Origin of the sequence: Pseudomonas guariconensis (genome assembly GCF_015680235.1) — a bacterium.
Lineage (GTDB): Bacteria > Pseudomonadota > Gammaproteobacteria > Pseudomonadales > Pseudomonadaceae > Aquipseudomonas > Aquipseudomonas guariconensis_A.
Map to the genome: position 1 here is coordinate 1 of NZ_JADLJL010000041.1, position 24,944 is coordinate 24,944.

Sequence of the window (24,944 nt, forward strand, 5' to 3'; positions counted from 1 at the left end):
GGCTCCCACAGGGGCGCACCCACCCTTGTGGGAGCCGGCTTGCCGGCGATGAGGCCGGACCAGCCAAGCAATGTCTCAGGCCCGGGCGAATGCCCGCTGCCTCACCACCAGGCTATCGACCACCCACATCACCAGCATCGACACCCCCACCAGCGGGAACGCGATACCCAACACCAACATCACCCCCGTGGCGGTCTTCCAGCGTGGCAGGTCATGGCGCAGCGGCGGCACGCCCAGACGACCATCGGGCCGGCGTTTCCACCACATCACCAACCCGCTGACCGAACCGAGCAGGATCATCAGGCACACCAGCAGGATGATGAGCTGATTGAGCGGCCCGAACATCTTGCCTTCATGCAGCATCACCCCAAGCTCGGTGGCACGGGCGACCGGGCTGTAGTCCTGCCAGCGCACATCGGCCAGCACCTGGCCGGTGTACTGGTCCACATGCAGGGTGGCGTCATTGCGAGGGTCGTCGGCGAACACAGCGACGGTGAACACGCCCTCGGCGGTGGTCGGCAGAGTAATGCTGTAGCCTGGCTCGACCTTGCGTGCCGTGGCCACGTCCTCGACCTGCTGCAGGCTCACCTGGGGCGCGGCGGGGCCGCTGGCCATGGCGTGGTGGCCCGCATGCTCGGCATGTGCGCCGGAGACCGGCATTGGCGTGTTCTCCACGGCCCAGGGTACGGTCTGGCGGTGGGCATTGTTCAGCTCGCTGGCCTGCTGGTCGGACTTGGGCACGTCGTTCCACATGGCGGCCGGAAAGCGGTTCCACAGGTCGGCGTACTGCTTGCCCCACAGGCCGGTCCAGGTCATGCCGCTGAGCAGCATCAACAATAACAACAGCGAGCCCCAGAACCCGGTGACAGCATGCAGGTCACGCCACAGCACCCGGCCGCGTGCCGACCACCGTGGCCACAACACACCGGCGCTGCTGCGCCCGCGTGGCCACCACAGGTACAGGCCGGACACCACCAGCACGATGCCCCAGCCGGCGGCGAGCTCCACCAGGCGATCGCCCACGGTGCCGACCATCAGCTCACCGTGCAGGGCGCGGGCCACCGCCTGCAGGTTGTTCTTGCCGTCCTGCTCGCCGAGCACCTGGCCGGTGTATGGGTCGATGAACACGTTCAGCTCGCGTCCGCCGTCATGCACGACGAATTGCGCGCTGCGCTCGGCATTGACCGGCGGCAGGTACTGGCCCACGTGCCCCTGTGGATAGACCCGGCGTACCTCGGCCAGGAGCTTGTCGGCGTCCTGCCGGTGATGGCCGGCCTCGACCACCATCAGGTCGCGATACAGCAGTGGGTCGAGCTGTGGCTTGAACAGGTAGATGATCCCGGTGATCGCCAGCAGGATCATGAAGGGCGCGACGAACAGCCCAGCATAGAAATGCCAGCGCCAGGCCAGGTTGTAGAAGGAGATGCGTTTTTCGCTCATGGGAACCTCCCGAGTGACTGGTCAGGCGCGGGGAAGGCCGCGCCTGGGTCGTTGTTGTCAGAAGCTGATATCGACCTTGGTCCAGAAGGTCCTGCCTGGCTCCATCACCGGCTGCGGGTCGCTGGCCGGGTAGCCGAACCCGGCGTTCCCAGCCAGGTTCAGGTGCTCGGCGTAGGCCTTGTCGAACAGGTTGTCGACGCCTGCGCTGAGCTTGAGGTTGCGGTTCACCTTGTAGGCGCCGTTGAACGAGAACACGCCGAAGCCTGCGCTCTTCTCGTAGTCCTTGCCGACCACGTTGCCCTGGTTCTCGGCAATGCGGTTCTGCGCGGCCACCAGGCGCCACAGGGCCCCGACGCTCCAGGTGTCGCGGCTGTAGGTCAGGCCCAGGCGGCTTTCCAGGGGCGGCATCTGCGGCAGGGCCTTGCCGTCGCTGCTGTTCTTGCCCCAGGCATAGGCCACGGTGGCGTCAGCTTTCCAGTGTTCGCTCAGTTTGTAGGCCGCACCCAGTTCGCCGCCCATGATGCGGGCGTCGATGTTCTGGGCCTGGGATACGAGTTTGCTGCCCATGCCGCCACTCCCTGGTACGTAGTCGAACAGAATGTAGTCGCGAACCTGCCCGATGTAGCCCGAGGCCCAGGCTTCCATGCGCTCGTCGTGGTACTGGATGCCAACGTCGAGCTGAGTGGTCTTTTCAGGCTTGATGCCATCGAAGGCGTTCGCTGAACCATTGGGTGGCAGGGTGGGCGAGAACAGCTCCCAATAGTCAGGGAAGCGCTGTGCATGGCCCAGGCCGATGTAGGTGGTGGCCGCAACGGCAGCCAGGTCATGTTCGTAGCGTATGAAACCGCTGGGCAGGGTGTCGGCGCGGGTGTCCCCTTCGGTGAGGCTTTTCGCGCGAAAATCGCGGGCCGAGGCACGATCGAGGCGAGCCCCGGTCACCAGGCGATCTTCCCCGGTGGCGTACCAGGTCAGCTCGCTGAACAGCCCGTAGTTGTGGAAGTCGGCGTCCTTGGTCCAGGACTGGCCCTTGTGCGCATCCACGGCCATGCCACTGCGCTTGCGGTGTTCGTTGGTCTGCGCGTCGATGCCGCTGACCAACTGCACGTCGGCCCAGCGCCAGGTGGCCTTGATGCGTGCGCCCATCGTGCGACGGTCGACGTTGCTGACCATCGCCATCATGCCTGGCGAGCGCAGGCTGTAGTTGTCCATCACATGGTCGGCATAGTTGTAGTAGACCTGCGCCTCGACCTTGTCGAGCACTTCGCCCAGGTTGGACTTCTCGAAACGCAGGCCCAGGCTCTCGCGCTTGAACTGCGAGCCGTCCATGCCGCGCCCGGCGTAGCGGGCTTCGCCATCGCCCTTGCCGGCGGTGAGTTCCAGCAGGGTGTCCTGGTCCGGCGTCCAGCCAAGGGTGACGTCACCGTTCCACTTGTCCCAGCGCGAGGGCACGGTGTCACCGTTACCATCGTCGTAGTCATCGGCACGCGACTGGTTGCCGACGAAGCGGGCGTAGCCCTGGCGGGTGCCGGCGGCGGCATCGAGCACCTTGTCGAAGCGCCCATGGGAGCCAGCCAGCAGGCTGGCATTGACGCGGCTGCCGAGCTCGCCGAACTGTTCCGGCTCACGCTCGAAGAGAATGGTCCCGGCCGAACCGCCTGGGCCCCAGATCACGCTTTGCGGGCCCTTGATCACCGTCAGGCGGTCGTAGGTTTCCGGCGAGATGTAGGACGTCGGTGCGTCCATGCGATTGGGGCAGGCGCCCAGCATCACGCCGCCGTTGGTGAGGATGTTCAGCCGCGAGCCGAACATGCCGCGCAGCACCGGGTCGCCGTTGGTGCCTCCTGCGCGGATGGCCGAAAAGCCGGGAATGGTCTTGAGGTAGTCGGCGCCGTCGCTGGCCGGCACGGGTTGGCGTGGGTCCTTGGGGTTGGCGACCACGGTCAGCGGCGAGCTGGGCGCGATGGCAGTGACTACCGTCGGGCTTAGCTCGGCAGGGTCGTGCTCATGGCCTTCGAGGTGGCCGGCTTCGGCGGCCAGGGCCACGGGCGCGAGCAGCGAGCCGCAGAGCACGGCGAGGGTGCCGCGCAGGGAAAGGGCGAAAACAGGGGTACAGCCAGACATAGTGATTCCAGTCGATCAGTCGTGAACAGGCGCGAAGCCACGTGGCTCCGTGCGTTGGCAAGTTGTGTTCAGGCGATGATCGAAATGGGCGGGGCGCGGCTGCGGGCGCCTGGGAATATGGCCTGGCGGGCATGCCCTTGGCGAACCGGGGCGGGCTTGAGCAGCGGGGGGAGGGCGCTTGCGGCGTTGAGCGGGCTGAGGGGCTGGGGCAGGGCCGGGCAATTGAACAGCAGGCTGCAATAACCGCATTTTTCCCAGACTACGTGCAACTGGCCGTCGGCCTGGCCGTGGTGGCCTGTGCTGCCATGGTCGTGCCCGGCCGCCATGGCCATGTCCATCGGCATGGCCATGTTCATGCCGGCGTGGTGCTCCGTCGGCATCGACTGGGAAACCAGTGGGCCGATGAAGATCATCCACATGGCGAACAGGCTCAGCCAGCCGCCACCGGCGCGCCTGCGATCAGGGCGCAAGGTGCGGGCGAACCGGTTACGCGGCAGGCTCATGGCGAGTGCTCGTCGACGATCAGTGGTTATGCGCCTGCCCTTGCTGCTCGGCAGGAGGCTGTCGCTGCACGGCCACCTCGACGGTGACGTCGCCGGCTTTCTCGAAGTGCAGGGTCAGCGGGAAGCGCTTGCCGTCACTGAGCAGGCTGCGGTCCTTGGGCTGCATCAGCATCACGTGGTAGGCGCTGGGGGCGAAGGTCAGGTCCTTGCCCGCCGGGACCACCACGCTGGGCACCTGCTGCATCTTCATCAGGCCGTCGGCAGTCCTGGCGTGCTCGTGCAACTGGGCATCGTCGGTGATGGGGCTGTCGACCGAGAGCAGGCGGTCGTCCTGCTGGCCGTTGTTGTGCACGACGAAGTAGGCCGCGACATTCGGTGCATTGGGCGGCAGCGCCAAGGACCAGGGGTGGGCGATATGCAGGTCGCCCGCGGTGTATTCATGGGCATTGGCGAAAGCGCCGGGCAGCATCAGGGCGGCCAGGACGAGGGCTTGCTTGAGCATGGTGAGTCTCCGATCTGTACAGGTTCAGGCAGACAGCGGGGGGAACTCAGGCCAGGGGGGACGCGCGCGGGTTGAGCGCCGGCCATAGCTGGCGCGGCGTGGGCTGGTAGTCGGCAAGGTGCGTTGCAGGGCTGGCCAGGCGCAGCGGGGGGTTATGCAGCTGCGGTGGGTAGCCGGGCAATGCGAGCAGGGGCGCGGCGCCGGAGCAGCACCAGCAGTTCATCATGCTGGCGCTGTCGTCGCTCTGCGGCCCCAGGTCGATCTTGGCCAGGGCCTGGACATCGACCTTGCTCTTGTTCGCCATGCTCGAACAGAAGGCACCCCACAGCAGCTGCTCGGCCGGCCCTTTGGGCGCGGCCGAGGACAGCGGCATGGCCAGCAGGTTGAACAGCACTGCCAGGCAGGCTATCCACGCAATGTGCCGACGTGGGGTCATGGGAGAGATCCGGTCAGGAATCAGGTGGCTATTGTAAGGGCGAGTATAGGTAAAAATGCCCGGGTGCGATGAAGTGTCGCACCATGGGTAGGCAGCCGGTGTAGGGATTTACTCAAAACTATTCGCGAAAAGGTTGGAGCTCGCAGAGCGGATCATCGTCCGGGTCGACAGGTTGATTGCGGCTAACGCCGAAGTCAGGGCTGACCTCGCCTCCATCGAACCAACTGTTCCAACTTTCATCAGCAGGTGCAGTGGTGCGGGCATGATCGGATTCGGCGATTTCTACGTGTTCTACCTTCGCCATCACATGAGGCGTTTTTGCTTGTGGATTGCTTCGAGCAGCAAACGTACCTCCTCATATTCCTGGTCGACTTTGGGCAATACCGGCCGCTTGAGCACCAGTACCGGCACCCCCAGCTCCCGAGCCACTTCGAGCTTGGGCTCGGTGGCGGTGCTGCCGCTGTTCTTGCTCACCAGCACATCGATTCGCCGCCTGGCGAACAAGGCGCGCTCGTCCGCGAGATGGAACGGCCCGCGTGCGCCGATCACTTCGCAGCGCTCGTTGCCGGGGCAGGCCTCGAGGGCACGCAGGGTCCAGAACTGGTGAGCGGGGATTTCATGCAGGTGCTGCAAGGGTTCGCGACCGAGGGTGAACAAGGGGCGTTCAAACGGGGCGAGGGCGTCGATCAGCTCGGCCCAGCCGTCCACCTCGCGCCAGTCGTCGCCCGGCTGGGGCTGCCAGGCCGGGCGGCGCAGGGCCCAGCAAGGGATGCCGGCAGTGGCGGCGGCCTGGGCTGCGTTGGCGCTGATCTGCGCCGCATAGGGGTGCGTGGCGTCGATCAGCAGGCCGATGCGTTCTTCACGCAGGAAGGCGGCCAGGCCTTCGGCGCCGCCGTAGCCACCTACGCGCACCTGGCAGGCGAGGTCCTGAGGCACGCGGCCGATGCCGGCCAGGCTATAGACATGTTCAGGGCCTAGTTGGCGGGCGATGGCCAGGGCTTCGGTGATGCCGCCGAGCAGCAGGATGCGTGTGCTCATGGCACGCCCGCCTTGCCGACGATGCCGCCTTGGCGATCGATGGCGAACACCTCGACCTGCACCTGTGCCGGCACCACGCTGCGGGCGAACGCCAGGGCATGGGCGCACACCGCATCGCCCAGAGGAATGCCCGCCGCATGGGCCAGGGCCAACGCTTGCTGGCTGGTGTTGGCGCCGATGATCGATGCTTGCAGCGCAGCATCGGCACCCAGGTTGGCAGCCCAACCGGCCAGTTGCGGCAGGTCGATACTCGAACTGCGGCTGTGCAGGTCCATGTGCCCGGCGGCGAGCTTGCTGATCTTGCCGAAGCCCCCGCACAGGGTCAGGCGTGGCACCGGGACCTTGCGCAGGTGCTTGAGCACGGCGCCGACGAAGTCGCCCATTTCGATCAGGGCGATTTCCGGCAGGCCGTAGACCCGGCGCATGGTGTCTTCGCTGGCGTTGCCGGTGCAGGCGGCGATGTGCGTGTAGCCATTGGTGTGGGCAACGTCGATGCCCTGCTGGATCGAGGCGATGTAGGCCGAGCAGGAGAACGGCCGGACGATGCCGCTGGTGCCGAGGATCGACAGCCCGCCGAGGATGCCCAGGCGCGGGTTCATGGTCTTGAGGGCGAGCTGTTCACCGTCACGCACGTTGACGGTCACTTCGAAACCACCTTCATGGCCGCATTCGTCCGCCAGGCGCTGCAGGTGTTCGCGGATCATCTGCCGTGGCACCGGGTTGATGGCCGGCTCGCCCACCGCCAGTACCAGGCCTGGGCGGGTGACCGTGCCCACACCCGCGCCCGCGACGAAGCGCACGCCCGGCGCATCGAGCAGGCGTACCTGGCTGTAGAGCAGGGCGCCGTGGGTCACGTCGGGGTCATCGCCCGCATCCTTCAAGGTGCCAGCCTCGGCGCCCTCGGCCGTGAGGCGGCAGAATTCCAGGCGCATCTGCACCTGCTTGCCCTTGGGCAGGGTAATGCCCACGGCGTCGGCGGGCTCGCCAGTGAGCAGCAGGCGCGCCGCCGCCAGGCTGGTGGCGGTGGCGCAACTGCCGGTGGTCAGGCCGCTGCGCAGGGGGGCGGCTTTCTCGTGGGTTTCTTCACGCATCGAGAGGCTTCACCACATCGAGCAGGGTGATCGGCAAGGCCTGGCGCCAGGTGTCGAAGCTGCCCAGGGGCTGGGCATGGGCCACATGGATACGGGTCAGCTCGCCGCCATGGGTGTCGCGGAACGTGGCCAGGGCCAGTTCGCTCTGCAGGGTCACGGCATTGGCCACCAGGCGCCCGCCGGGGCGCAATTGTTCCCAGCATGTTGCCAATACGCCGTCGCGGGTGACGCCGCCACCGATGAAGACCGCATCGGGGCGCTCCAGCCCGGCGAGCGCCTCGGGAGCCTTGCCGCGGACCAGTTGCAGGCCGGGTACGCCAAGGGTGTCGCGGTTATGTTCGATGTAGGCTTGGCGCCCCTCGTCGGCTTCGATGGCCAGGGCCCGGCAACTGGGGTGGGCGCGCATCCACTCGATGCCGATCGAGCCGCATCCGGCGCCCACGTCCCATAGCAGCTCACCTGGGCGAGGGGCCAAGCGCGCAAGAGTGATGGCGCGCACGTCGCGCTTGGTCAGCTGGCCGTCATGGCGAAAGGCGTTATCGGGCAGGCCGACGATAGGCGACAGCTGCACGGTGGTGGTCGAGGCCTGGCATTCGATGGCCACCAGGTTCAAGTCTGCGGCCCGACCGTGGGGCCAGTCCTCTGCGCTGCCGGACACCTGGCGTGCCTGGGGGCCGCCCAGGTGTTCGAGGACATGCAGCCGGCTGGGGCCGAAACCGCGCTCGCAGAGCTGGCGGGCAATGGCCGCCGGGCTGTCGCCGTCGTTGCTCAGCACCAGCAGGCGCAGGCCGCTGTAGAGGTGGGCGTTGAGGGCGGCCAGGGGCCGGGCGACGATCGATATCACCTGCACGTCCTGCAACGCCCAGCCCAGGCGGGCGGCGGCCAGGGCGCAGGAGGACGGCATTGGCAGCACCTGCAGCTCTTCGGCGGGCAGTTGGCGCGCGAGGCTGGCGCCCACGCCGTAGAACATCGGGTCGCCGCTGGCCAGCACGCACACCGGCTCGCCACGCAGTGCCAGGACCGGAGCGAGGGAAAACGGGCTCGGCCAGTTCAGGCGTTCGCCGGCCACGCAGCGAGGCAGGAGCGCCAGCTGGCGCGGGCTGCCAAAGATTCGCGGGGCGGCCAGCAGCGCCCGCCGGGCTTGCTTGCCCAGGCCGCTGAAGCCGTCTTCGCCGATGCCCACTATTGTCAGCCAGGGTGCCATCTGTTGTTGATCCGCCATGTTGGGGCCGCGTTGCAGCCCATCGCGGGGTAAGCCCGCGCCTACAGGAGCTGGGTACGCCGCCCGGAAATTCTGTGCATGTTCGACCGCCGGTTTTTCATGCCGTCGGACAAAGCAGGCATAATACCGCGCCTTCTACACTCAAGCGCATTTTCAAGATGCCGGACGCCCCCTTGACGCAGCCCCCAGCCGCCCTCGTTTCGCCCCGCCCCTCGGCTTGCCCGGGGTTGTGGCGTATCGTCGACGCGCGCGACGGCGGGATCTGCCGCATCAAGTTGCCCGGCGGCCTGCTGCAGGCCGGGCAGGCCGAGGCCGTGGCCGACGCCGCCGAACGTTTCGCCACGGGGGTGATCGAGGCGACCAACCGTGCCAACTTGCAAATCCGCGGTATTGGCAACGACCGCCAGGGCCTGGTGCAGTGCTTGCTCGACGCTGGCCTCGGGCCGCGTGACGCCGCCTTTGATGATGTGCGCAACCTGATGCTCAGCCCACTGGCGGGCCTTGATCCCGCCATGCTGCTCGATACCCGCCCATTGGCCGGGGAGATTCTGCGGATGCTGGAAGCCACGCCCCGCCTGCATGAGCTGTCGGCCAAGTTCGCCATCCAGCTCGACGGTGGCGAAGACCTGGCGATGCTCGAGCATCCCCATGACCTGTGGCTGGCGGCGATGACGCTCGACCAGCGCACTTGGCTTGCGTTCGGCCTGGCGGGGTGCCCTGGTCAGGCGTTGGGCGCTGTGCCGGTCGAGCAGGGGCTGGCGCTGGTGCAGGCGGTGCTGGTGCGCTTCCTCGACCTGGCCGGGCCGCAGCAGTCGCGCATGCGTCAGTTGCTTGCCGACTGTTCGGTCGACGCGTTCATCGACGGCCTGGGCCTGGAGATCCGCCGCGATGCGGCGGTACTTGGATGGAGCCGCGCGCCGGCCCGTGCCTCCTGGCTCGGCCCGTTGGCCCAGCGACAGGGCATGGCCCTGGGGGTCGCCCCGCCGCTGGGGCGCCTGACAGCGAACCAGTTGCGCGGCATCGCAGGCGTGGCCCGTACAGCAGGTGATGGCAGCCTGCGCCTGAGCCCTTGGCAAAGCTTGGTGATACCGAACCTCGACCCGACGCGGCTCGACCAGGCCCAGGCAGAACTGCACGCCTTGGGCCTGCTCTGGCACGCCGATCACCCCCTTGCCCGGCTCACCGCCTGCACGGGTTCCAGCGGGTGCGCCAAGGCGCTGGCCGACACCAAGGCCGATGCCCAAACGCTCGCCCCCTTGTTGCGCGCCGGGCGCCCCGGCAGCGTGCACGTGTCCGGGTGCCTGCGTTCCTGCGCTGCGGCCCACGTTGCCCCGGCCACTTTGCTGGCCCGCTCACCGGGCCGATACGACCTTTATCTGCGCGACAGGTGCCAGCCGGGCTTCGGCAGGCTTCGCGCAACCGACATCACCCCAGAAGAAGCAGGCGCCATGCTCGACCTGCCGACGGAGCACCTTGATGATTGACTACATCCGCGATGGTCAGGAGATCTATCGCAATTCCTTCCGGATCATCCGCGAGGAAGCCCGGCTCGAGCGGATACCCGCCGACCTGGAAAAGCTCGCCGTGCGGGTGATCCATGCCTGCGGCATGGTCGATGCCATCGACGGCCTGCAGTTTTCCGAAGGTGCCGGCCGCGCTGGTCGCGAGGCCCTGGCCAAGGGCGCGCCGATCCTCTGTGACGCACACATGGTTGCCGAGGGCGTCACCCGCGCCCGCCTGCCGGCGAACAACGAGGTGATCTGCACCCTTCGCGACCCTAGCGTGCCTGGCCTGGCCCAAGCGCAGGGCAACACCCGTTCGGCCGTGGCCCTGGAGCTGTGGCGCCCGCACCTGGAAGGCAGCGTGGTGGTGATCGGCAATGCCCCGACGGCATTGTTCTACCTGCTGGAGATGCTCGACGCCGGCGCGCCCAAGCCCGCGCTGATCCTCGGCTTCCCGGTGGGCTTCGTCGGCGCTGCGGAATCCAAGGCGATGCTCGCTGCCGACAGCCGTGGCGTGCCGTTCGTGATTATGCAAGGTCGCCTGGGCGGTAGCGCGATGGCCGCCGCCGCGGTCAACGCCCTGGCCACGGAGGTGGAGTGATGCAGCCGCGTGGACGTCTGTTCGGCCTGGGCGTAGGCCCTGGCGACCCGGAACTGATCACCGTCAAGGCCCTGCGCTTGCTGCGCGAAGCCCCCGTGGTGGCCTATTTCGTGGCCAAGGGCAAGCGGGGCAATGCCTTCGGCATCATCGAGGCGCACCTGCAGGCGGCACAGACCCTGTTGCCGCTGGTGTATCCGGTGACCACCGAGGTGCTGCCGGCACCGCTGTCCTATGAGCAGGTGATCAGCGACTTCTACGACGAGGCCGCCCAGCAGGTGGCCGCGCACCTGGATGCGGGGCGTGACGTGGCGGTGATCTGCGAAGGCGACCCGTTCTTCTACGGCTCCTACATGTACCTGCACGATCGTCTGGCCCAGCGCTATGAGGCCGACGTGGTCCCTGGCGTGTGCTCGATGCTCGGAGGCGCCTCGGTGCTGGGCGCACCGCTGGTGTATCGCAACCAGAGCCTGTCGGTGCTCTCCGGGGTGTTGCCCCACGAAGAACTCAAGCGGCGCCTGGCCGATGCCGATGCCGCGGTGATCATGAAGCTTGGGCGCAACTTCCCCAAGGTGCGCCAGGTGCTGGGCGAGCTGGGCCTGGAGGGGCGCGCGCTGTACGTCGAGCGCGCGACCATGGCCAACCAGAAGATCGTCCCTCTGGACGAGGTGGACCCGCAGTCCTCGCCGTACTTCTCGCTGATTGTCGTGCCGGGTGAAAAATGGCAGGGCTGAACATGGAGAAGGCCCCGGCGATCGTCATCCTTGGCCCGGGCAGCCTGGTTACCGCGCAGCGGATCCAACGGCGTTATCCACACGCGATCATCCATGGCCTGCAGGGGCGGGTCGAAGCAGTGGATGCATGCTACGACAACTTCGGCGAGACCCTGCGCCAGCTCTACCGGCAGGGCTCACCGATCATCGCCTTGTGCGCTGCCGGCATCGTGATTCGCAGCCTGGCCGGTGTGCTTGCGGAAAAGGGCGTCGAACCACCGGTACTGGCCGTGGCCGAGGACGGCAGCGCCGTGGTGCCACTGCTGGGCGGCCTGGGTGGAGTCAATGTCATGGCCCGGGAGATTGGCCAGGCGCTGGACGTGGCACCGGCCATCACCACCAGTGGCGAGCTGCGTTTCGGCACCTGCCTGCTCAACCCGCCGCCGGGCTACCTGCTCGCGGACCTGGAGCAGGGCAAGCGCTTCGTCTCCGACCTGCTGGCCGGCGAGTCGGTGCGGGTGCACGGGGATGCGCCGTGGCTCGCACAGGCGCAACTGCCAGAAGATCAAGCCGCCCAGCGCTCCATCCACGTGGGGTGCGAGGCGCGACCGGCCAGCCGTGACGAGCTGCTCATCCATGCCCGCTGCGTGGTCGTGGCGGTCGAGGGCGCAGGCGCGGGTGTCGTCGAACGGGTACGTTGGGGGCTTCAGAAGGCCGGTATCGCCGAGCAATCGCTGGCCTGCCTGCTGGCCGACGAGCAGGCCATGGCCGATCAGGCCTTGCAGGAAGCCGCGCAAACGCTGGGGATCGAACTGCGTTTCGCCGCCATGGGCTCGGGCCTCGCCGAGATGGCCGCCGCAGCCGTCCCCGGGGCCCGGTTGATCGAGCAGGATGGAGTCGTCCTCGCGGTGGCCGCGGCGCCAGTGGATGCCCAGCAGGTGGGCAGGCGTCGAGGGCGCCTGGCCGTGATCGGCCTTGGCCCCGGAGCGGCCGAGCTGATGGTCCCGGCGGTCAAGGCCGAGCTGGCCCGGGCCCAGGACGTGCTCGGCTACGAGACCTACGTGCGCATGGCCGGCCCGTTCCGTGAGGACCAGGTGTTGCATTGCACCGACAACCGCGAGGAGATGCAGCGCGCTCGCCACGCCTTCGAGCTGGCTGCCCTGGGGCGTTCGGTGGTGGTCGTGTCGTCCGGTGACCCAGGCGTGTTCGCCATGGCGGCGGCGGTGCTCGAAGCCTTGCACGAGTCCAGTGATCCTGCTTGGCACCAAGTGGACCTGGAGATCCTGCCAGGCGTCTCGGCCTCCCTGGCCACCGCCGCGCAAGCAGGGGCACCATTGGGCCATGACTTCTGCGTGATGTCCCTGTCGGACAACCTCAAGCCCTGGTCGATCATCGAGCGGCGTCTGGATCTGGCCGCGCAAGCCGACCTGGTGCTGGCGTTCTACAACCCGATCTCCCGTGCCAGGCCCTGGCAGTTAGGGCGTGCGTTGGACATCGTGCGTCAGCATCGTGATGGACAAACGCCTGTAGTCCTTGGCCGAGATATCGGTAGGCCAGGGCAGACACTCAGGGTCGTCACCTTGGCCGAGCTGGTGCCGGAAATGGTCGACATGCGCACCATGGTGTTGGTGGGATCCTCGACGACCTGCCGGTTCGAGCGCTCTGGCGGTGGCGAATGGGTATACACGCCACGTTGGTATGGCACCCGGCCCTGACGGTTGAAAGCGTACCGGGCTGGGAAGCCTTTCGTGGCAGGCATGGCCTGTCGCGCTCGGTAGGTTGAGGGCTGGAGTCACCCGGCTCCAGCTTCAACTACCCGAGGAAACATGGCCATGAGCGAAAAAATCGAGGATCAGCGCGTCGAAGTGCTGGCAGACAAGAACCTGTTCGTCTTCCCTGACCACATGAGCAAGGCGAACTGTGACGCTGCCAAGGAATGTCATGTCTTCGCCACCCAGGCGGCCACCGCGCAGTTTCATCCGACGAACCAGGCGGACCAGTGGTTCGGCTTCTACATCGATGTCATGCAGCAAACGGGCTGGGTGCCGGTTCGCTATGAAATGAACCGCACCGTCAGCAGCAATGTGCAGTTGCAGGTCAGCAATTTACTGGGTAAAGGGTTGCAGGTAGCGATCGGCTTTCTGTCCGGTGGCATCGTCGGTGCGGCCAAGGAAGTCGGCACGGCGGCCATCGACGCGCTTGCCAATAGCCCCGAAGCCATCGAGCTGCTCCAGCGCGACGCCCTCGAGAAGGATCGCAGCGGCCTGAGCCTGGCACAGTGCAACCAATCGGCCAACGGTGAGGTGGTCATGCTGCTGACCGCTGTCCATACCGATGCCGAGCCGGACGTGAACAGCAACTACCTGTTGTTCAACTGGAACAGCAGGGGCAGCACCACCTATACCGGTGTCGCTGCCTTGACCTTCCATCGTGGCCTCTACGAGCAGAACCGCGATGTCTTGATCGACCGCGTGAGCAAGAATGCTCGCTCCACCTTGCTGAGCCTGAAACTCAAGCGTTGAGCCCATGCGCATCGGGAGATCGTTCCCGATGCGCCTTTGGAGGGATGAATCATGCCCCATGATTACACCTTGTGGCTCAACGGCAACAGCCTGGTACTGATGTCCAGTGCGTTGAGCTCGCGACAGGTCGATACCTTGCTCGACCTGCAATTGGCCGCCTACCTTCAGGCGAGCGCGGAATATGCCATGTTCGATGACTACACACGGTGGCGGTCGGAATACCGAAACACCCAGCTGGACCTGGGTTGCCCGTTCACCGAACTGGCGTCGCCCGACAAGCCCGCCGTGTCGATCGAACCTTTCAAGGCCTTGTGCGGCGATGTATTGAACAGGCTTGCACCTGCATACCGAGCGGGCGCCGCCCGTTGCCTGCAGGCTGTCGACCTGCCTGAGGCGCACCCAGCCTTGCAGGTCTTATGGACCGAATGCGTCCTCCCCCCCGAGCGGGACCTTTGCGCCACCTTGGTGACCGAGCTGCGAGTGGTGTTGCCTGACGCGTCGATCGTAAGCGGGGAGATGCGCTTCAAAAGCCGTGAGGGCATCGAACGACGTTGGCCCTGGCAGCGGTTCGATGTATTGGCGCTGGAGCAGTTGACCCTGCATGCCACCCGGTACCTGGTTTCCGAACGTGCGTTGGCGGATATCCGTGATGGGCTTCGGGAAAAATATGCGCATGTGCGAGCCAAGTACGTGTGCCAGGTCGCCTTGCCAGCGTCGGGAGGACGACACCATGAATGAAGCGAACCGTACCCGTGCCAGTATCGTCTCCGGCAGCCTGGCGGCGTTCATGCCCAGCGTAAGCCCTGCGGATCGGGAGGATATCCTGCTGGTGAACCTGTTCGCGCAGCGCGCCACCCGCGACGAGTTCACCTCGGGCTTGAACAGCAACTGGTTCGACAATTACCGACGCAAGCTGAGCTACCTGGGTTGGGATGCCACGCCGCCACCCAATGTGCAACGTCGGGGCCCGGACCGTGGGCGGCTGGTGGACCATGCTGTGATGCAGATCGAGCAGGCCGGCTCAGGTGTGCATGCCGAACTGACCGGCCAGGCTTTGACCGCGCTTGAAAACGATTCGAAGGCGATGCGGGTATTCGAGATAAACGCGCGGGCCGGGCGCACGTTGCATTTCCAGCTGTTGCCCTGCGTACGGCATTCGGGCGATTACTTCGACATGGTGCTTTATCACATGGAGCTGAATGTGCCGCTCGATGCCAGGCTGGAGAGTCTGCTGTTCTACAACTTCAACGACAAGACCCAGGTGCGCGTCCAAAGTGCCGAGTTGATCCGCTTCAACCTGCGGATTTTTCGTGATGAGTTCAAGGCGAAGGTGCAATCCCGGGTGACGGCGCAAAGTCGCCGATCGATCCTCGACCTCAAGCTCAGGTGACCAGGTAGCCTTTGATCCCGGTGAAGATGATCTGCGCCGCCAGGGCGCAGACGAACAAGCCCATCAGGCGGCTGACGATCTGCAGGCCCTGGTCGCCGAGGATGCGTTCGATGTGGTAGGAGAGGTAGAGCACCAGGCCCACGGTGAAGCTGGCCAGGGCGATGCTGACGATGGCCAGCAGCTTGTCGTCCCAGTGGGGCTGGCTTACGCCCATCACCAGCAGCGCACCGATGGTGCCGGGGCCGACCGTGAGGGGAATGGTCAGCGGTACGATGGTCACGTCCTGTTGCACGTTGTCGGTCTGTACTGCCGACTTGCCCTGGGCCATGCCCAGGGCAGAGATGAACAGCACGCTGCCTGCGCCGATACGGAAGGCGTCGGCGGTGATGCCGAACACACCGAAGATCACCCGCCCGAACAGGTAGAGCAGGACACTGGCCACCAGTACGGCGATGGCCACGCGCCAGGCCAGTTGCTTGCGTTCCTTGCTGGAGTAGCCGCGTGTCAGGCTGATGAAGCAGGACAGCACGAAGAACGGGCTGTAGAGCACGAGCATTTTCAGGTAGACGCTGAACAACTCATGGAACATGGCGCGGACCCATGGCAGGGAAGAGGTGTGGGCAAGTGTATCAGCAGTCATGTCGGCGGTGCCCCATCGCGGGACAAGCCCGCTCCCACAAGGCCCGCAAACTCAAATAGTTATGCGTTGTTCTGTGGGAGCGGGCTTGACCCGCGATTGGGGCGCAAAGCGCCCCCTCATGGAGTCTGCAGAGGGTCCGAGGCCGCCGCTCGCTGGCGGGCCCAGTATTGGACCGTTTCGCGCAATTGCGACAGCTCCACCGGTTTGGCCATGTGCCCGTCCATGCCCGCCTGGCGCGCGCGCTCCTTGTGTTCGCTCAAGATGTGCGCGGTCAGCGCCACCACCGGGGTGCGTTGGCGCTGGTTGGCCGTTTCCCAGGCACGCAATTGCTCGGTAGCGGAGAAGCCATCGAGCACGGGCATCTCGCAGTCCATCAGCACCAGGTCGTAGCGCTGCGCCTTCATGGCGCGCAGCGCCTCCTCGCCATTGCTGGCGGTGTCCGGTTCCAGGTTGAGCTTGCCGAGCATGCCGCGGATGACCTTGGTCGAGATGCTGTTGTCCTCGGCCACCAGCACACGAAAGTCGTTGGGCAGGTCCAGCGGCGTCGGCGGACCGGCAAGGCCAGGCGCAGGCGCCTGTTCGCGGCCGCGCTGGGCGAGTTCCTCGGCCAGGGTAGTCTTGAGGGTGTAGCCGGCAACCGGCTTGGCCAGGATGCGCTTGACCCCGGCATTGCGGGCGATGATCTTGCTCGGCGCGTTGCTGATGCCGGTGAGCATCACCACGAGGATGTCGTGGTTCAGGCTGGGGTCTTCCTTGATCTTCGCGGCCAGTTGCATGCCCGTCATGCCGGGCATGTTCTGGTCCAGCAGCACGGCGTCGAAATAATCGCGCAGGTGCGCCTTGGTGCGCAGCAGGGCCAGGGCCTCCTTGCCCGACGGCACGGCACTGACATTCATGCCCCAGGCGCTGCACTGCTGCACCAGCACCTTGCGGCAGGTGTCGTTGTCGTCCACCACCAGCACGCGGGCGTCGCGCAACGGGCCGTCCAGGTCGGTGGGCGGTTGCTCCAGGCGCGAGGGGTCCAGGGGCAGGGTGAGCCACAGCGTGTTGCCGGTGTTGCTGCTGTTCTTGATCCCGAACTCGCCTTGCATCAGCCCGATCAATTGCTTGGCGATGACCAGCCCGAGGTGCCCACCGAGCTTGTTGCTGGAGAGGAACTGGTGGCTGTGCAGCTCGGCCTGCAACAAGGCTTCTCGCTCAGCGGGCGGCATCGATTCGCCGCTGTCTTGTACGGCAATGCGCAGGCGCGGGACGTTGCCACGCTGGTCGAGGGCCACCACCAGTAGGATCTCGCCCTGCTCGGTGTTCTTCAGGGCATTGTCCAGCAGACTCGACAGGGCTTGGCGCAGGCGCGTCGGGTCGCCGCTGATCACGCGTGGCACCTGCGGCTGGGTGAAGCTGATCAGTTCGATGTTCTGCTGCTCGGCCTTGGCCCGGAAGATGTTCAGGCAATCCTCGATCAGCGCGTTGAGGTCGAACTGCACATCGTCCAGCTCGATCTGCCGGGACTCGAGCTTGGAAATGTCGAGGATCTCGTTGATCAGGGTCAGCAGTTCGTTGCCGGCGCTGTGGATGGTCTGCACATAATCACGTTGCTTGACCGACAACGGCGTGCCCAGCAGCAGCTCGGTCATGCCCAGCACACCGTTCATGGGGGTGCGGATTTCGTGGCTGATCTTGGCCAGGAACTCGGCCTTGGCGTTGATCTCGGCATCGCTGGCGGCCAGGGCGCGGCTGGCGCGGAAGCGTTCCTCGCTGATCCTGCGCAGGCGCTCGCTGACCGCCAGGTTCAGCAGCAGCCCGCTGACCACGGTCAGCCCCATGAGAATGCACAGCAGCCAGGGCGTCGTGGTGCGGGTAAGGCCCAGCAGGGCAGGCAGCAGCACCAGCCCGCCCAGGTTGAACACCAGCATGGCCACGGCGAACAAGCGCGCTGGCCCGTAGCCCTTGTACCAATGGTAGGCACTGACCAGCAGCATGGTGACGCTGCCCAGGGCCATCAGCGCGTAGGTCATCAGGTTCAACGGCAGGGTATCGACGAACAGCAGCACCAGGCCACTGACCGCGACGATCAGCATTTCCCCATGCAACAGGCGGTTGCATCGGGGGGAGCTGCACGGGCTGAAGAAGTGTTGGGTGAAGTACAGCCCGGCCAGGCCCGCCAGGACCAGGGTCAGGTAGGCCGCCGGCGTCTGCGCGCTGTGCCACAGGTGCCACCATGGGCCGCTGAGGTTGAGCAGGATCAGGGCGCTGAGCAGCATCAAGCCATGATAGAGGGCCAGGATCAGCGTGGTGCTGGAGCGGGTGTAGAGAAAGCGGATCAGGTTATGCAGGATCAGCATCGCCAGGCCACCGAACAGCAGGCCGAACAGCAGGGGGCGGGTCTGGTCGGCGGCGACCGACGATGCAGGTTCCAGGCTGATAGCCGGGCGCAGCTGGTGTTCGGAGACCAGCCGTACATAGATTTCGAGGGCGTTGGGGCTGTTGGGCAGCGGCAACAGGTGGTCGCTGCTGCGCAGGGTCGGGCTGGTATTGCCGGCCTGGCGACCATGGTGCAGCTGGCGCACGAGCTTCTCGCCATCCAGGGCATAGAAGTCCAGGCGCGAAAGGTCCGGGGCGAAGATACGCAGCAGTTGTTCTTGCTCGCCGGGTTCGAGCCGGTAGTGCAGCCAGAGGGCCTGGTCGGCCGGCGCTGCGTCCAGCTCGAGCAGGCGGATGGGGCTGAACTGGTTGCGGTAGCGGTCCGAGCGCACGTCGCTCAATTGCAGGTTGGCCTGTTCATCGAGCAGGACCGACCAGCCTGCACCTTGCTCGGCTGTGGCCGGAGGCAGGCAAAGCAGCGTCAGCAGGCTGACGATCAGGGCAATGGCAATCCGAAGCCGACGCACGACGAGGTCCTTCCTAGCTGAAATGCCGGATTACAACTATGCGCGGGGCGCCAAGACGAAGGCAAGGCCCCCCAACGGGGCCTTGTCGGTTGGCCGAAGGCCATGCGCCAGGGCGACACGGCGATTCGGTGCAGGTTACTGATGCTCGCCACGCTCGCGGGCGATGGCCCGGTAGCCGATATCAGTGCGATAGAAGCTGCCGTTCCAGTCGATCTGCTCGGCCAGGCGATAGGCCTGCTGCTGGGCGGCCTCGACCGTGGCGCCCATGGCGGTAGCGCAGAGCACGCGGCCGCCTGCGGTGACGACCTGGCCGTCCTTCAGAGCGGTGCCGGCATGGAAGACCTTGCCGTCGAGCTTGGCGGCGGCGTCCAGGCCGTTGATGGCATCACCCTTGGCGTAGTCGCCTGGGTAGCCACCGGCAGCCAGGACCACGCCCAGGCTCGGTTGCGGGTTCCACTGCGCCTCGACCTTGTCCAGGGCCTTGGCGAAGGCCGCTTCGACCAGCAGCACCAGGCTCGATTCCAAGCGCAGCATGACTGGCTGGGTTTCCGGGTCGCCGAAGCGGCAGTTGAACTCGATGACCTTGGGGTTGCCCGCCTTGTCGATCATCAGGCCCGCGTACAGGAAGCCGGTGTAGACGTTGCCTTCCTCGGCCATGCCACGCACGGTCGGCCAGATGACCTGATCCATCACGCGCTGGTGCACGTCCGGGGTCACGACCGGCGCCGGGGAGTAGGCGCCCATGCCACCGGTGTTCGGCCCGGTGTCCTTGTCGCCGACGCGCTTGTGGTCCTGGCTGGTCGCCATCGGCAGCACATTGTGGCCGTCGACCATGACGATGAAGCTGGCTTCCTCGCCATCGAGGAACTCCTCGATGACCACGCGCGAACCGGCATCGCCGAAGGCGTTGCCAGCGAGCATGTCACGCACGGCGGCTTCGGCTTCCTCGAGGGTCATGGCGACGATCACGCCCTTGCCCGCGGCCAGGCCGTCGGCCTTGATGACGATCGGCGCGCCTTTTTCCTTGAGGTAGGCCAGGGCCGGCTCGATCTCGGTGAAGTTCTGGTAGTCGGCGGTCGGGATCTTGTGGCGTGCCAGGAAGTCCTTGGTGAAGGCCTTGGAGCCTTCCAGCTGGGCCGCACCCTTGGTTGGGCCGAAGCAGTCCAGGCCGCGGCTGCGGAACAGGTCGACGACGCCGGCGACCAGCGGGGCTTCCGGGCCGACGATGGTCATCTGCACGTGCTGTTCGGCGAAATCGGCCAGTTGTTCCAGGGCGGTGACGTCGATGGCGACGTTCTCGCACTTGGCTTCGGTGGCGGTGCCGGCGTTGCCCGGGGCAACGTAGACTTTCTCGACCCGTGGGTCCTGGGCGACTTTCCAGGCCAGGGCGTGCTCACGGCCGCCGCTGCCGATGATCAAAACTTTCATGTCAAAACCTCGAATTCTATGGACCGGCGATCGTTGCGTACTGTGGGAGCGGGCTTGTCCCGCGATTGCGACGGGTCAGGCAACAAAGGTGTTCCTGCTGGCGCTATCGCGGGGCAAGCCCGCTCCCACAGGGATCGCGGGGTCAGGCTGGCCGTGTATCAGTGGCGGAAGTGGCGCATACCGGTGAACACCATGGCAATGCCGGCTTCGTCGGCAGCGGCGATGACTTCGGCATCGCGCATCGAACCGCCTGGCTGGATCACTGCGGTGATACCCACTTTAGCTGCATTGTCGATGCCGTCACGGAACGGGAAGAACGCGTCCGAGGCCATGACCGCGCCCTGCACCTGCAAGCCAGCATGCTCGGCCTTGATGGCGGCGATGCGGGCGGAGTTGACGCGGCTCATCTGGCCGGCGCCCACGCCGATGGTCTGGCGCTGCTTGGCATAGACGATGGCATTGGACTTGACGAACTTGGCCACTTTCCAGGCGAAGACCAGGTCGTGGATCTCCTGCTCGGTCGGGGCGCGCTTGGTCACGACTTTCAGGTCCTCGGCAGTGATCATGCCGATGTCGCGGCTCTGCACCAGCAGGCCACCGTTGACGCGTTTGAAGTCCCAGCCGGCAACACGCTCGGCAGGCCATTGGCCGCATTCGAGCAGGCGTACGTTCTGCTTGGCAGCGACCACCTCACGGGCGGCCTGGGAAATCTTCGGCGCGATGATCACTTCGACGAACTGGCGATCGACGATGGCCTTGGCGGTTTCGCCGTCCAGCTCACGGTTGAAGGCGATGATGCCGCCGAAGGCCGACTCGGTGTCGGTGGCATAGGCCAGGTCGTAGGCCTTGCGGATACCGCCTTCGTCTTCCGGGACCACGGCCACGCCGCACGGGTTGGCGTGCTTGACGATGACGCAGGCCGGCTTGACGAAGCTCTTGACGCACTCGAGCGCGGCGTCGGTGTCGGCCACATTGTTGAACGACAGTTCCTTGCCCTGCAACTGAAGCGCGGTGGAAACGCTGGCCTCGCCCTTCTTGGCCTCGACGTAGAACGCTGCGCTCTGGTGTGGGTTCTCGCCGTAGCGCATTTCCTGGGCCTTGACGAACTGGCTGTTGAAGGTGCGCGGGAACTCGCTGCGGCCTTCGGTGGACAGGGTGTCCTTGGCTTGGTCGATGGTGCCCATGTAGTTGGCGATCATGCCGTCGTAGGCGGCGGTATGCTCGAAGGCCTTGAGCATCAGGTCAAAGCGCTGGGCGTAGGTCAGGCCGCCGGCCTTGAGGTTTTCCAGGACGCTGGCGTAGTCGCTGGCGTTGACCACGATGGCGACGTCCTTGTGGTTCTTCGCTGCGGAACGGACCATGGTCGGGCCGCCGATATCGATGTTCTCGATGGCGGTCGGCAGGTCGCAGCCTGGCTTGGCGATGGTCGCCTCGAACGGGTACAGGTTGACCGCGACCAGGTCGATCGGCTTGATACCGTGCTCGTTCATGATGGCATCGTCGATGCCGCGACGGCCCAGAATGCCACCGTGGATCTTCGGATGCAGGGTCTTTACCCGGCCATCCATCATTTCAGCGAAGCCGGTGTAGTCGGCCACTTCCACCGCGTTCACGCCATTGTCCTTGAGCAGCTTGTAGGTGCCGCCGGTGGACAGGATCTCGACGCCGAGCTGTTGCAGCTCACGGGCGAACTCGAGGATCCCGGTCTTGTCGGAGACGCTGATCAGGGCGCGGCGGATCGGCAGGCGGGTAGTCTGGTCGGTCATTTCGGATTCCATAACGCGGTGGATTCAGCAAAAAAGGCGCCTCTTGGGAGAGCCGCCTTTTCTGGTTGGGGTTCGGGTTACAACAGGTCGTACTGCTTGAGCTTCTTGCGCAGGGTGCCACGGTTGAGCCCGAGCATCTCGCTGGCCTTGGTCTGGTTGCCCTTGACGTAGTTCATCACGCTTTCGAGCAGCGGTGCCTCGACTTCCGACAGCACCAGGTTGTAGACGTCCGTGACGGTCGCCCCTTCCAGGTGCGCGAAGTAGTTGTGCAGCGCCTTCTCCACGCTGTCGCGCAGGGTCTGACCCTCTTCGCTTGGCGTATTGAGGTGCTGTTTCAGGTTGGCGTTGTCGCTCACGGGCGTTGTTCCACTCACTAATGTCTCGGTCATCATCGTCATGCGGCCACCCCTTGTCCGTCCTCTGTCTCAAGGCTCTCTCGACGCTCGCGGAAAAACGCGCGAACGTTGGCGCACTGCGCTTGTGTATCTTCCAGCGCATTGAACCGGGCGCGGAACTCCTTGCCGCCCGGTCGTGTTGCCAGGTACCAGCCAACGTGCTTGCGGGCGATACGTACGCCCATCACATCGCCATAGAAGGCATGCAACGCCGCCAGGTGCTCCAGCAGAATGTGTTCCACTTCCTCCAGCGTCGGGGCAGGCAGGTGCTCGCCCGTACGCAGGTAATGCTCGATCTCGCGGAAGATCCACGGCCGCCCTTGGGCGGCACGGCCGATCAGCAGGCCGTCGACACCGGTGGCATGCAGCACCGCCCGGGCCTTTTCTGGCGAAGTGATGTCGCCGTTGGCGAAAACCGGGATCGACACCGCCTGCTTGATCGCCGCGATGGTGTCGTACTCGGCTTCGCCGGTGTACAGGTCGGCGCGTGTGCGGCCATGTACCGCCAGCGCCTGGATACCGGCCTGCTCGGCGATCTTCGCCACGGTCAGGCCGTTTTTGTTCGCCCGGTCCCAGCCGGTGCGGATCTTCAGGGTCACCGGTACCTCCACTGCGCCGACCACGGCGTGGAGGATTTCGCTGACCAAGGCTTCGTCTTTCAATAAAGCAGAGCCGGCGGCCTTGTTGCAGACTTTTTTCGCCGGGCAGCCCATGTTGATATCGATGATCTGGGCGCCAGCCTCGACATTGGCCCGGGCCGCCGCGGCCAGCATCTGCGCATCGCCACCGGCGATCTGTACCGAGCGTGGCTCGGGATCGCCTTCATGGATGCGGCGCAGGCGCGACTTGCGGCTGTTCCACAGGCTCATGTCGCTGGTCACCATTTCCGAGACGACCATGCCGGCGCCCAGGCGCTGGCAAAGCGTACGGAAAGGTTGGTCCGTGACCCCGGCCATGGGCGCGAGGATCAGGTTGTTTCGCAGTGTGTAAGGGCCGATGCGTACCGCCGACATAGGTGTTCCCTGTTGTGGGGCCGAATCATTGGAGTCCGAAAAAGGGTTGGCATGATACCCGCTCTCGATGACCGGATAAAGATGAATCTGGATAAAATCTGAACAGCTAGGGGCTTATGACTTTGCGATCCAAGCTGCAAATTGTGGGCCGTTGGTGGGTTTTCTCGGGCCTGTTTCGCGGGCCATCGCGACACGAGGCTGCTCCCGCATGCGCGGCGAAAATCTGCTGGCCCTTGAAGGAGCCTTGTAGGAGCGGGCTTGTCCCGCGATTGGGCCGGGCCCGATATTACCGCCGCCTGGCAAGGTCGCCCTTGATCGCGGGACAAGCCCGCTACTACAGGTGTTCGGGTGCAAGGCGCCCCTGTGGATCACTCCGGCGAGCGGAAGCTCAGGCTGTAGTTCACCGCCTTCGGGCCGGGGTCGAGGATATCCAGGGCGATGTGGATCGGCGTCTGGCTCGGCATGTCCCCGCGCCCGGCCAGCTCGCCCGAAAGGTATTCGCTGGGCTTGAAGCGACGGCTGGCGATCAGCTGGCCGTTGAGGTCGGCAAATCGCAGCTCCAGCAGTGGGAACGGCTGGGAGAAGGGGGCCCGGTTGTAGATGATCGCATCGACGATCAGCGCGCCCTTGAAATCGGGGTGGCTGCGCACCACCAGGTTGCTGCTCTTGATCCGGCTGACGTCGACCCGGGTCGGCACCTGGCAGCCAAGCATCGGGCACAGCTGTTGGAACCACGGGCGGTACTGGTCTTGGCGGGCCATTTCGTCGAAGTGGTAGCTGATGTACTGGAAGGCCAGCAAACCTGCGGCCAGTAGGGTCAGCACACTCCACAGCAGGCGCTTGGCCCAGTTGGGCTTGGCCTTTTGCCAGTCGAGCTGCAGCGGGTCGTCCACCACATGCACCAGCGGTTCCTTGCGCGCCTGGCGTTCGGCCTTGGCTGCCAAGGCCGGTTCGGGCCGCTCGTCGGCGAGGTTCTCCAACTCGTCGTCATCACGGGCCGACAGGCGGACGTGGCCGTGCTCGTCATCGTCCCGTGCCGACAGTCCTTTTTCAGGGATGTCGTCGTCCAGGCGGGTGAAATGCGCGGCCCGCTCGTCATTGCCCTGCCGCTCGACCTGGTCGAATGCGCCTGGTTCCTCGTCGTCCAGCACCAGGCCATTGCCCAAGGTCGGCTCGGTGCGATCGCCCGGTTCCGGTTCTGCTTGCAGGTGGAGGGTTGGCTCTTCGACCAGGACAGGCGCCGGCTCGTCGTTCGCGTGAAGCTCCGGCTGTTCGCCGGTCGCCGTACCGAAGGGTTCGTCGGCGTGGTCATCAGGGCCATGCTCGTCGCGCCGGGCCTGCAGGGCATCTTCACGGGGCGGGGCCTGGCGTTCCACGGGCGCATCGCGACGCTCGAGGCGGGCCAGTTCCTGGTCCAGGTCCAGGTCATCCAGGGCCTGTGCGGTAATGGCCCAGTCCTCGGGTTCAGTGTTCGGCTGCTCGCTGATCGTCGGTTGCGCCGCCTCGGGTGCCGGTGCCTGTATCGGTGCCGCTGGGGCTGGGGGCGTGCGGTTCTGCTCCAGCAACTGCTTGGCGGCGTTGAACACCTGCAGGCAGTGGCCGCAGCGCACCACGCCCCGGGCCACGCTCAACTGATTGTGCGTGACGCGAAAGCTGGTCTGGCAATGGGGGCACTGGGTGACGAAACTGTCGGTCATGCGGCGATCCGGGTTGTACAGAAGATTGAGTCTAGGTTG

23 protein-coding genes are annotated in these 24,944 nt (G+C 65.6%); 7 read left to right on the top strand and 16 right to left on the bottom strand.

All coding sequences use genetic code 11. The annotated features are described in order from the left end of the window. Positions 1 to 75: 75 nt before the first annotated feature. From IRZ56_RS20610 to cbiE, 9 genes are all read right to left on the bottom strand, one after another. On the bottom strand, positions 76 to 1,440 hold the full coding sequence (locus tag IRZ56_RS20610) for a PepSY-associated TM helix domain-containing protein (protein ID WP_196146638.1): 1,365 nt from the start codon (positions 1,438 to 1,440) through the stop codon (positions 76 to 78). A 57-nt stretch (positions 1,441 to 1,497) separates the two neighbouring features. Continuing rightward, positions 1,498 to 3,561: a TonB-dependent copper receptor gene (locus IRZ56_RS20615; RefSeq protein WP_196146639.1), complete on the bottom strand. Its 2,064-nt coding sequence runs from the start codon at positions 3,559 to 3,561 to the stop codon at positions 1,498 to 1,500. A 68-nt stretch (positions 3,562 to 3,629) separates the two neighbouring features. Further along, positions 3,630 to 4,064, bottom strand: coding sequence for a DUF2946 domain-containing protein (locus IRZ56_RS20620; RefSeq protein WP_196146640.1), 435 nt, complete (start codon positions 4,062 to 4,064; stop codon positions 3,630 to 3,632). Positions 4,065 to 4,083: 19 nt separating this feature from the next. Then, positions 4,084 to 4,566, bottom strand: coding sequence for a copper chaperone PCu(A)C (locus tag IRZ56_RS20625; protein WP_196146641.1), 483 nt, complete (start codon positions 4,564 to 4,566; stop codon positions 4,084 to 4,086). 46 nt (positions 4,567 to 4,612) lie between these two features. After that, a complete protein-coding gene (locus IRZ56_RS20630; protein ID WP_196146642.1) occupies positions 4,613 to 5,002 on the bottom strand; it encodes a DUF2946 domain-containing protein in 390 nt (129 codons plus the stop codon). Positions 5,003 to 5,120: 118 nt separating this feature from the next. Further along, positions 5,121 to 5,306: a hypothetical protein gene (locus tag IRZ56_RS20635; RefSeq protein ID WP_196146643.1), complete on the bottom strand. Its 186-nt coding sequence runs from the start codon at positions 5,304 to 5,306 to the stop codon at positions 5,121 to 5,123. After that, a complete protein-coding gene (locus IRZ56_RS20640) occupies positions 5,306 to 6,040 on the bottom strand; it encodes a cobalt-precorrin-6A reductase (RefSeq protein ID WP_196146644.1) in 735 nt (244 codons plus the stop codon). Before IRZ56_RS20640 ends, IRZ56_RS20635 begins: the two co-directional genes overlap by 1 nt. Continuing rightward, positions 6,037 to 7,131 carry a cobalt-precorrin-5B (C(1))-methyltransferase gene (locus IRZ56_RS20645; protein ID WP_196146645.1) on the bottom strand — a complete coding sequence of 365 codons (1,095 nt, stop codon included), beginning with the start codon at positions 7,129 to 7,131 and terminating at the stop codon, positions 6,037 to 6,039. Before IRZ56_RS20645 ends, IRZ56_RS20640 begins: the two co-directional genes overlap by 4 nt. Further along, positions 7,124 to 8,335, bottom strand: a complete 1,212-nt coding sequence (gene cbiE / locus IRZ56_RS20650) for a precorrin-6y C5,15-methyltransferase (decarboxylating) subunit CbiE (RefSeq protein WP_196146668.1) — start codon at positions 8,333 to 8,335, stop codon at positions 7,124 to 7,126. Before cbiE ends, IRZ56_RS20645 begins: the two co-directional genes overlap by 8 nt. A gap of 176 nt (positions 8,336 to 8,511) precedes the next feature. On the opposite strand from cbiE, the gene cobG reads away from it, so the two are divergent. The 7 genes from cobG to IRZ56_RS20685 all read left to right on the top strand — a co-directional run bounded on the left by cobG (position 8,512) and on the right by IRZ56_RS20685 (position 15,078). After that, positions 8,512 to 9,837, top strand: coding sequence for a precorrin-3B synthase (gene cobG, locus IRZ56_RS20655; protein WP_196146646.1), 1,326 nt, complete (start codon positions 8,512 to 8,514; stop codon positions 9,835 to 9,837). Then, the gene (locus tag IRZ56_RS20660; protein WP_196146647.1) at positions 9,830 to 10,456 is read left to right on the top strand and encodes a precorrin-8X methylmutase; all 627 of its coding nucleotides are present in this window, start codon (positions 9,830 to 9,832) and stop codon (positions 10,454 to 10,456) included. Before cobG ends, IRZ56_RS20660 begins: the two co-directional genes overlap by 8 nt. Further along, a complete protein-coding gene (locus tag IRZ56_RS20665) occupies positions 10,456 to 11,187 on the top strand; it encodes a precorrin-2 C(20)-methyltransferase (RefSeq protein WP_196146648.1) in 732 nt (243 codons plus the stop codon). Before IRZ56_RS20660 ends, IRZ56_RS20665 begins: the two co-directional genes overlap by 1 nt. Continuing rightward, positions 11,175 to 12,881 (top strand): precorrin-3B C(17)-methyltransferase, encoded by a 1,707-nt coding sequence (gene cobJ, locus IRZ56_RS20670; RefSeq protein WP_196146649.1) that lies wholly within the window; start codon positions 11,175 to 11,177, stop codon positions 12,879 to 12,881. The genes IRZ56_RS20665 and cobJ overlap by 13 nt, the downstream gene beginning before the upstream one ends. Positions 12,882 to 12,998: 117 nt before the next feature. Continuing rightward, positions 12,999 to 13,688 carry a hypothetical protein gene (locus IRZ56_RS20675; protein WP_196146650.1) on the top strand — a complete coding sequence of 230 codons (690 nt, stop codon included), beginning with the start codon at positions 12,999 to 13,001 and terminating at the stop codon, positions 13,686 to 13,688. Between the two features lie 51 nt (positions 13,689 to 13,739). Beyond that, positions 13,740 to 14,426, top strand: coding sequence for a hypothetical protein (locus tag IRZ56_RS20680; protein ID WP_196146651.1), 687 nt, complete (start codon positions 13,740 to 13,742; stop codon positions 14,424 to 14,426). Continuing rightward, on the top strand, positions 14,419 to 15,078 hold the full coding sequence (locus tag IRZ56_RS20685; RefSeq protein WP_196146652.1) for a hypothetical protein: 660 nt from the start codon (positions 14,419 to 14,421) through the stop codon (positions 15,076 to 15,078). Before IRZ56_RS20680 ends, IRZ56_RS20685 begins: the two co-directional genes overlap by 8 nt. Here IRZ56_RS20685 and IRZ56_RS20690 read toward each other — a convergent pair. The 7 genes from IRZ56_RS20690 to IRZ56_RS20720 all read right to left on the bottom strand — a co-directional run bounded on the left by IRZ56_RS20690 (position 15,071) and on the right by IRZ56_RS20720 (position 24,905). Further along, positions 15,071 to 15,667, bottom strand: coding sequence for a MarC family protein (locus IRZ56_RS20690; RefSeq protein ID WP_196146669.1), 597 nt, complete (start codon positions 15,665 to 15,667; stop codon positions 15,071 to 15,073). The genes IRZ56_RS20685 and IRZ56_RS20690 overlap by 8 nt on opposite strands. A 167-nt stretch (positions 15,668 to 15,834) precedes the next feature. Beyond that, positions 15,835 to 18,606 (bottom strand): hybrid sensor histidine kinase/response regulator, encoded by a 2,772-nt coding sequence (locus IRZ56_RS20695; protein WP_196146653.1) that lies wholly within the window; start codon positions 18,604 to 18,606, stop codon positions 15,835 to 15,837. Positions 18,607 to 18,741: 135 nt separating this feature from the next. Next, complete coding sequence (gene purD / locus IRZ56_RS20700) at positions 18,742 to 20,034, bottom strand: phosphoribosylamine--glycine ligase (protein WP_196146654.1); 1,293 nt, start codon at positions 20,032 to 20,034, stop codon at positions 18,742 to 18,744. A gap of 158 nt (positions 20,035 to 20,192) precedes the next feature. Then, entirely contained in the window at positions 20,193 to 21,800 is a 1,608-nt protein-coding gene (purH, locus tag IRZ56_RS20705) for a bifunctional phosphoribosylaminoimidazolecarboxamide formyltransferase/IMP cyclohydrolase (RefSeq protein WP_196146655.1), read from the bottom strand. Positions 21,801 to 21,877: 77 nt separating this feature from the next. Continuing rightward, positions 21,878 to 22,198, bottom strand: coding sequence for a DNA-binding transcriptional regulator Fis (gene fis / locus IRZ56_RS20710; protein ID WP_008093076.1), 321 nt, complete (start codon positions 22,196 to 22,198; stop codon positions 21,878 to 21,880). Further along, complete coding sequence (gene dusB / locus IRZ56_RS20715; RefSeq protein ID WP_196146656.1) at positions 22,195 to 23,208, bottom strand: tRNA dihydrouridine synthase DusB; 1,014 nt, start codon at positions 23,206 to 23,208, stop codon at positions 22,195 to 22,197. Before dusB ends, fis begins: the two co-directional genes overlap by 4 nt. 368 nt (positions 23,209 to 23,576) lie before the next feature. Continuing rightward, positions 23,577 to 24,905 carry a DUF3426 domain-containing protein gene (locus IRZ56_RS20720; protein WP_196146657.1) on the bottom strand — a complete coding sequence of 443 codons (1,329 nt, stop codon included), beginning with the start codon at positions 24,903 to 24,905 and terminating at the stop codon, positions 23,577 to 23,579. Between the last annotated feature and the right edge of the window lie 39 nt (positions 24,906 to 24,944).

What these genes read in the sequence shown, in the direction of transcription:
- IRZ56_RS20625 (WP_196146641.1), bottom strand. Translation starts at nt 4,566, where the DNA reads ATGCTCAAGCAAGCCCTCGTCCTGGCCGCCCTGATGCTGCCCGGCGCT.
- IRZ56_RS20675 (WP_196146650.1), top strand. Translation starts at nt 12,999, where the DNA reads ATGAGCGAAAAAATCGAGGATCAGCGCGTCGAAGTGCTGGCAGACAAG.
- IRZ56_RS20610 (WP_196146638.1), bottom strand. Translation starts at nt 1,440, where the DNA reads ATGAGCGAAAAACGCATCTCCTTCTACAACCTGGCCTGGCGCTGGCAT.
- purD (WP_196146654.1), bottom strand. Translation starts at nt 20,034, where the DNA reads ATGAAAGTTTTGATCATCGGCAGCGGCGGCCGTGAGCACGCCCTGGCC.
- IRZ56_RS20615 (WP_196146639.1), bottom strand. Translation starts at nt 3,561, where the DNA reads ATGTCTGGCTGTACCCCTGTTTTCGCCCTTTCCCTGCGCGGCACCCTC.
- IRZ56_RS20635 (WP_196146643.1), bottom strand. Translation starts at nt 5,306, where the DNA reads ATGGCGAAGGTAGAACACGTAGAAATCGCCGAATCCGATCATGCCCGC.
- cobG (WP_196146646.1), top strand. Translation starts at nt 8,512, where the DNA reads ATGCCGGACGCCCCCTTGACGCAGCCCCCAGCCGCCCTCGTTTCGCCC.
- IRZ56_RS20640 (WP_196146644.1), bottom strand. Translation starts at nt 6,040, where the DNA reads ATGAGCACACGCATCCTGCTGCTCGGCGGCATCACCGAAGCCCTGGCC.
- cbiE (WP_196146668.1), bottom strand. Translation starts at nt 8,335, where the DNA reads ATGGCACCCTGGCTGACAATAGTGGGCATCGGCGAAGACGGCTTCAGC.
- dusB (WP_196146656.1), bottom strand. Translation starts at nt 23,208, where the DNA reads ATGTCGGCGGTACGCATCGGCCCTTACACACTGCGAAACAACCTGATC.
- IRZ56_RS20690 (WP_196146669.1), bottom strand. Translation starts at nt 15,667, where the DNA reads ATGTTCCATGAGTTGTTCAGCGTCTACCTGAAAATGCTCGTGCTCTAC.
- purH (WP_196146655.1), bottom strand. Translation starts at nt 21,800, where the DNA reads ATGACCGACCAGACTACCCGCCTGCCGATCCGCCGCGCCCTGATCAGC.
- IRZ56_RS20620 (WP_196146640.1), bottom strand. Translation starts at nt 4,064, where the DNA reads ATGAGCCTGCCGCGTAACCGGTTCGCCCGCACCTTGCGCCCTGATCGC.
- IRZ56_RS20665 (WP_196146648.1), top strand. Translation starts at nt 10,456, where the DNA reads ATGCAGCCGCGTGGACGTCTGTTCGGCCTGGGCGTAGGCCCTGGCGAC.
- IRZ56_RS20630 (WP_196146642.1), bottom strand. Translation starts at nt 5,002, where the DNA reads ATGACCCCACGTCGGCACATTGCGTGGATAGCCTGCCTGGCAGTGCTG.
- cobJ (WP_196146649.1), top strand. Translation starts at nt 11,175, where the DNA reads ATGGCAGGGCTGAACATGGAGAAGGCCCCGGCGATCGTCATCCTTGGC.
- IRZ56_RS20680 (WP_196146651.1), top strand. Translation starts at nt 13,740, where the DNA reads ATGCCCCATGATTACACCTTGTGGCTCAACGGCAACAGCCTGGTACTG.
- IRZ56_RS20645 (WP_196146645.1), bottom strand. Translation starts at nt 7,131, where the DNA reads ATGCGTGAAGAAACCCACGAGAAAGCCGCCCCCCTGCGCAGCGGCCTG.
- fis (WP_008093076.1), bottom strand. Translation starts at nt 22,198, where the DNA reads ATGACGATGATGACCGAGACATTAGTGAGTGGAACAACGCCCGTGAGC.
- IRZ56_RS20660 (WP_196146647.1), top strand. Translation starts at nt 9,830, where the DNA reads ATGATTGACTACATCCGCGATGGTCAGGAGATCTATCGCAATTCCTTC.
- IRZ56_RS20685 (WP_196146652.1), top strand. Translation starts at nt 14,419, where the DNA reads ATGAATGAAGCGAACCGTACCCGTGCCAGTATCGTCTCCGGCAGCCTG.
- IRZ56_RS20720 (WP_196146657.1), bottom strand. Translation starts at nt 24,905, where the DNA reads ATGACCGACAGTTTCGTCACCCAGTGCCCCCATTGCCAGACCAGCTTT.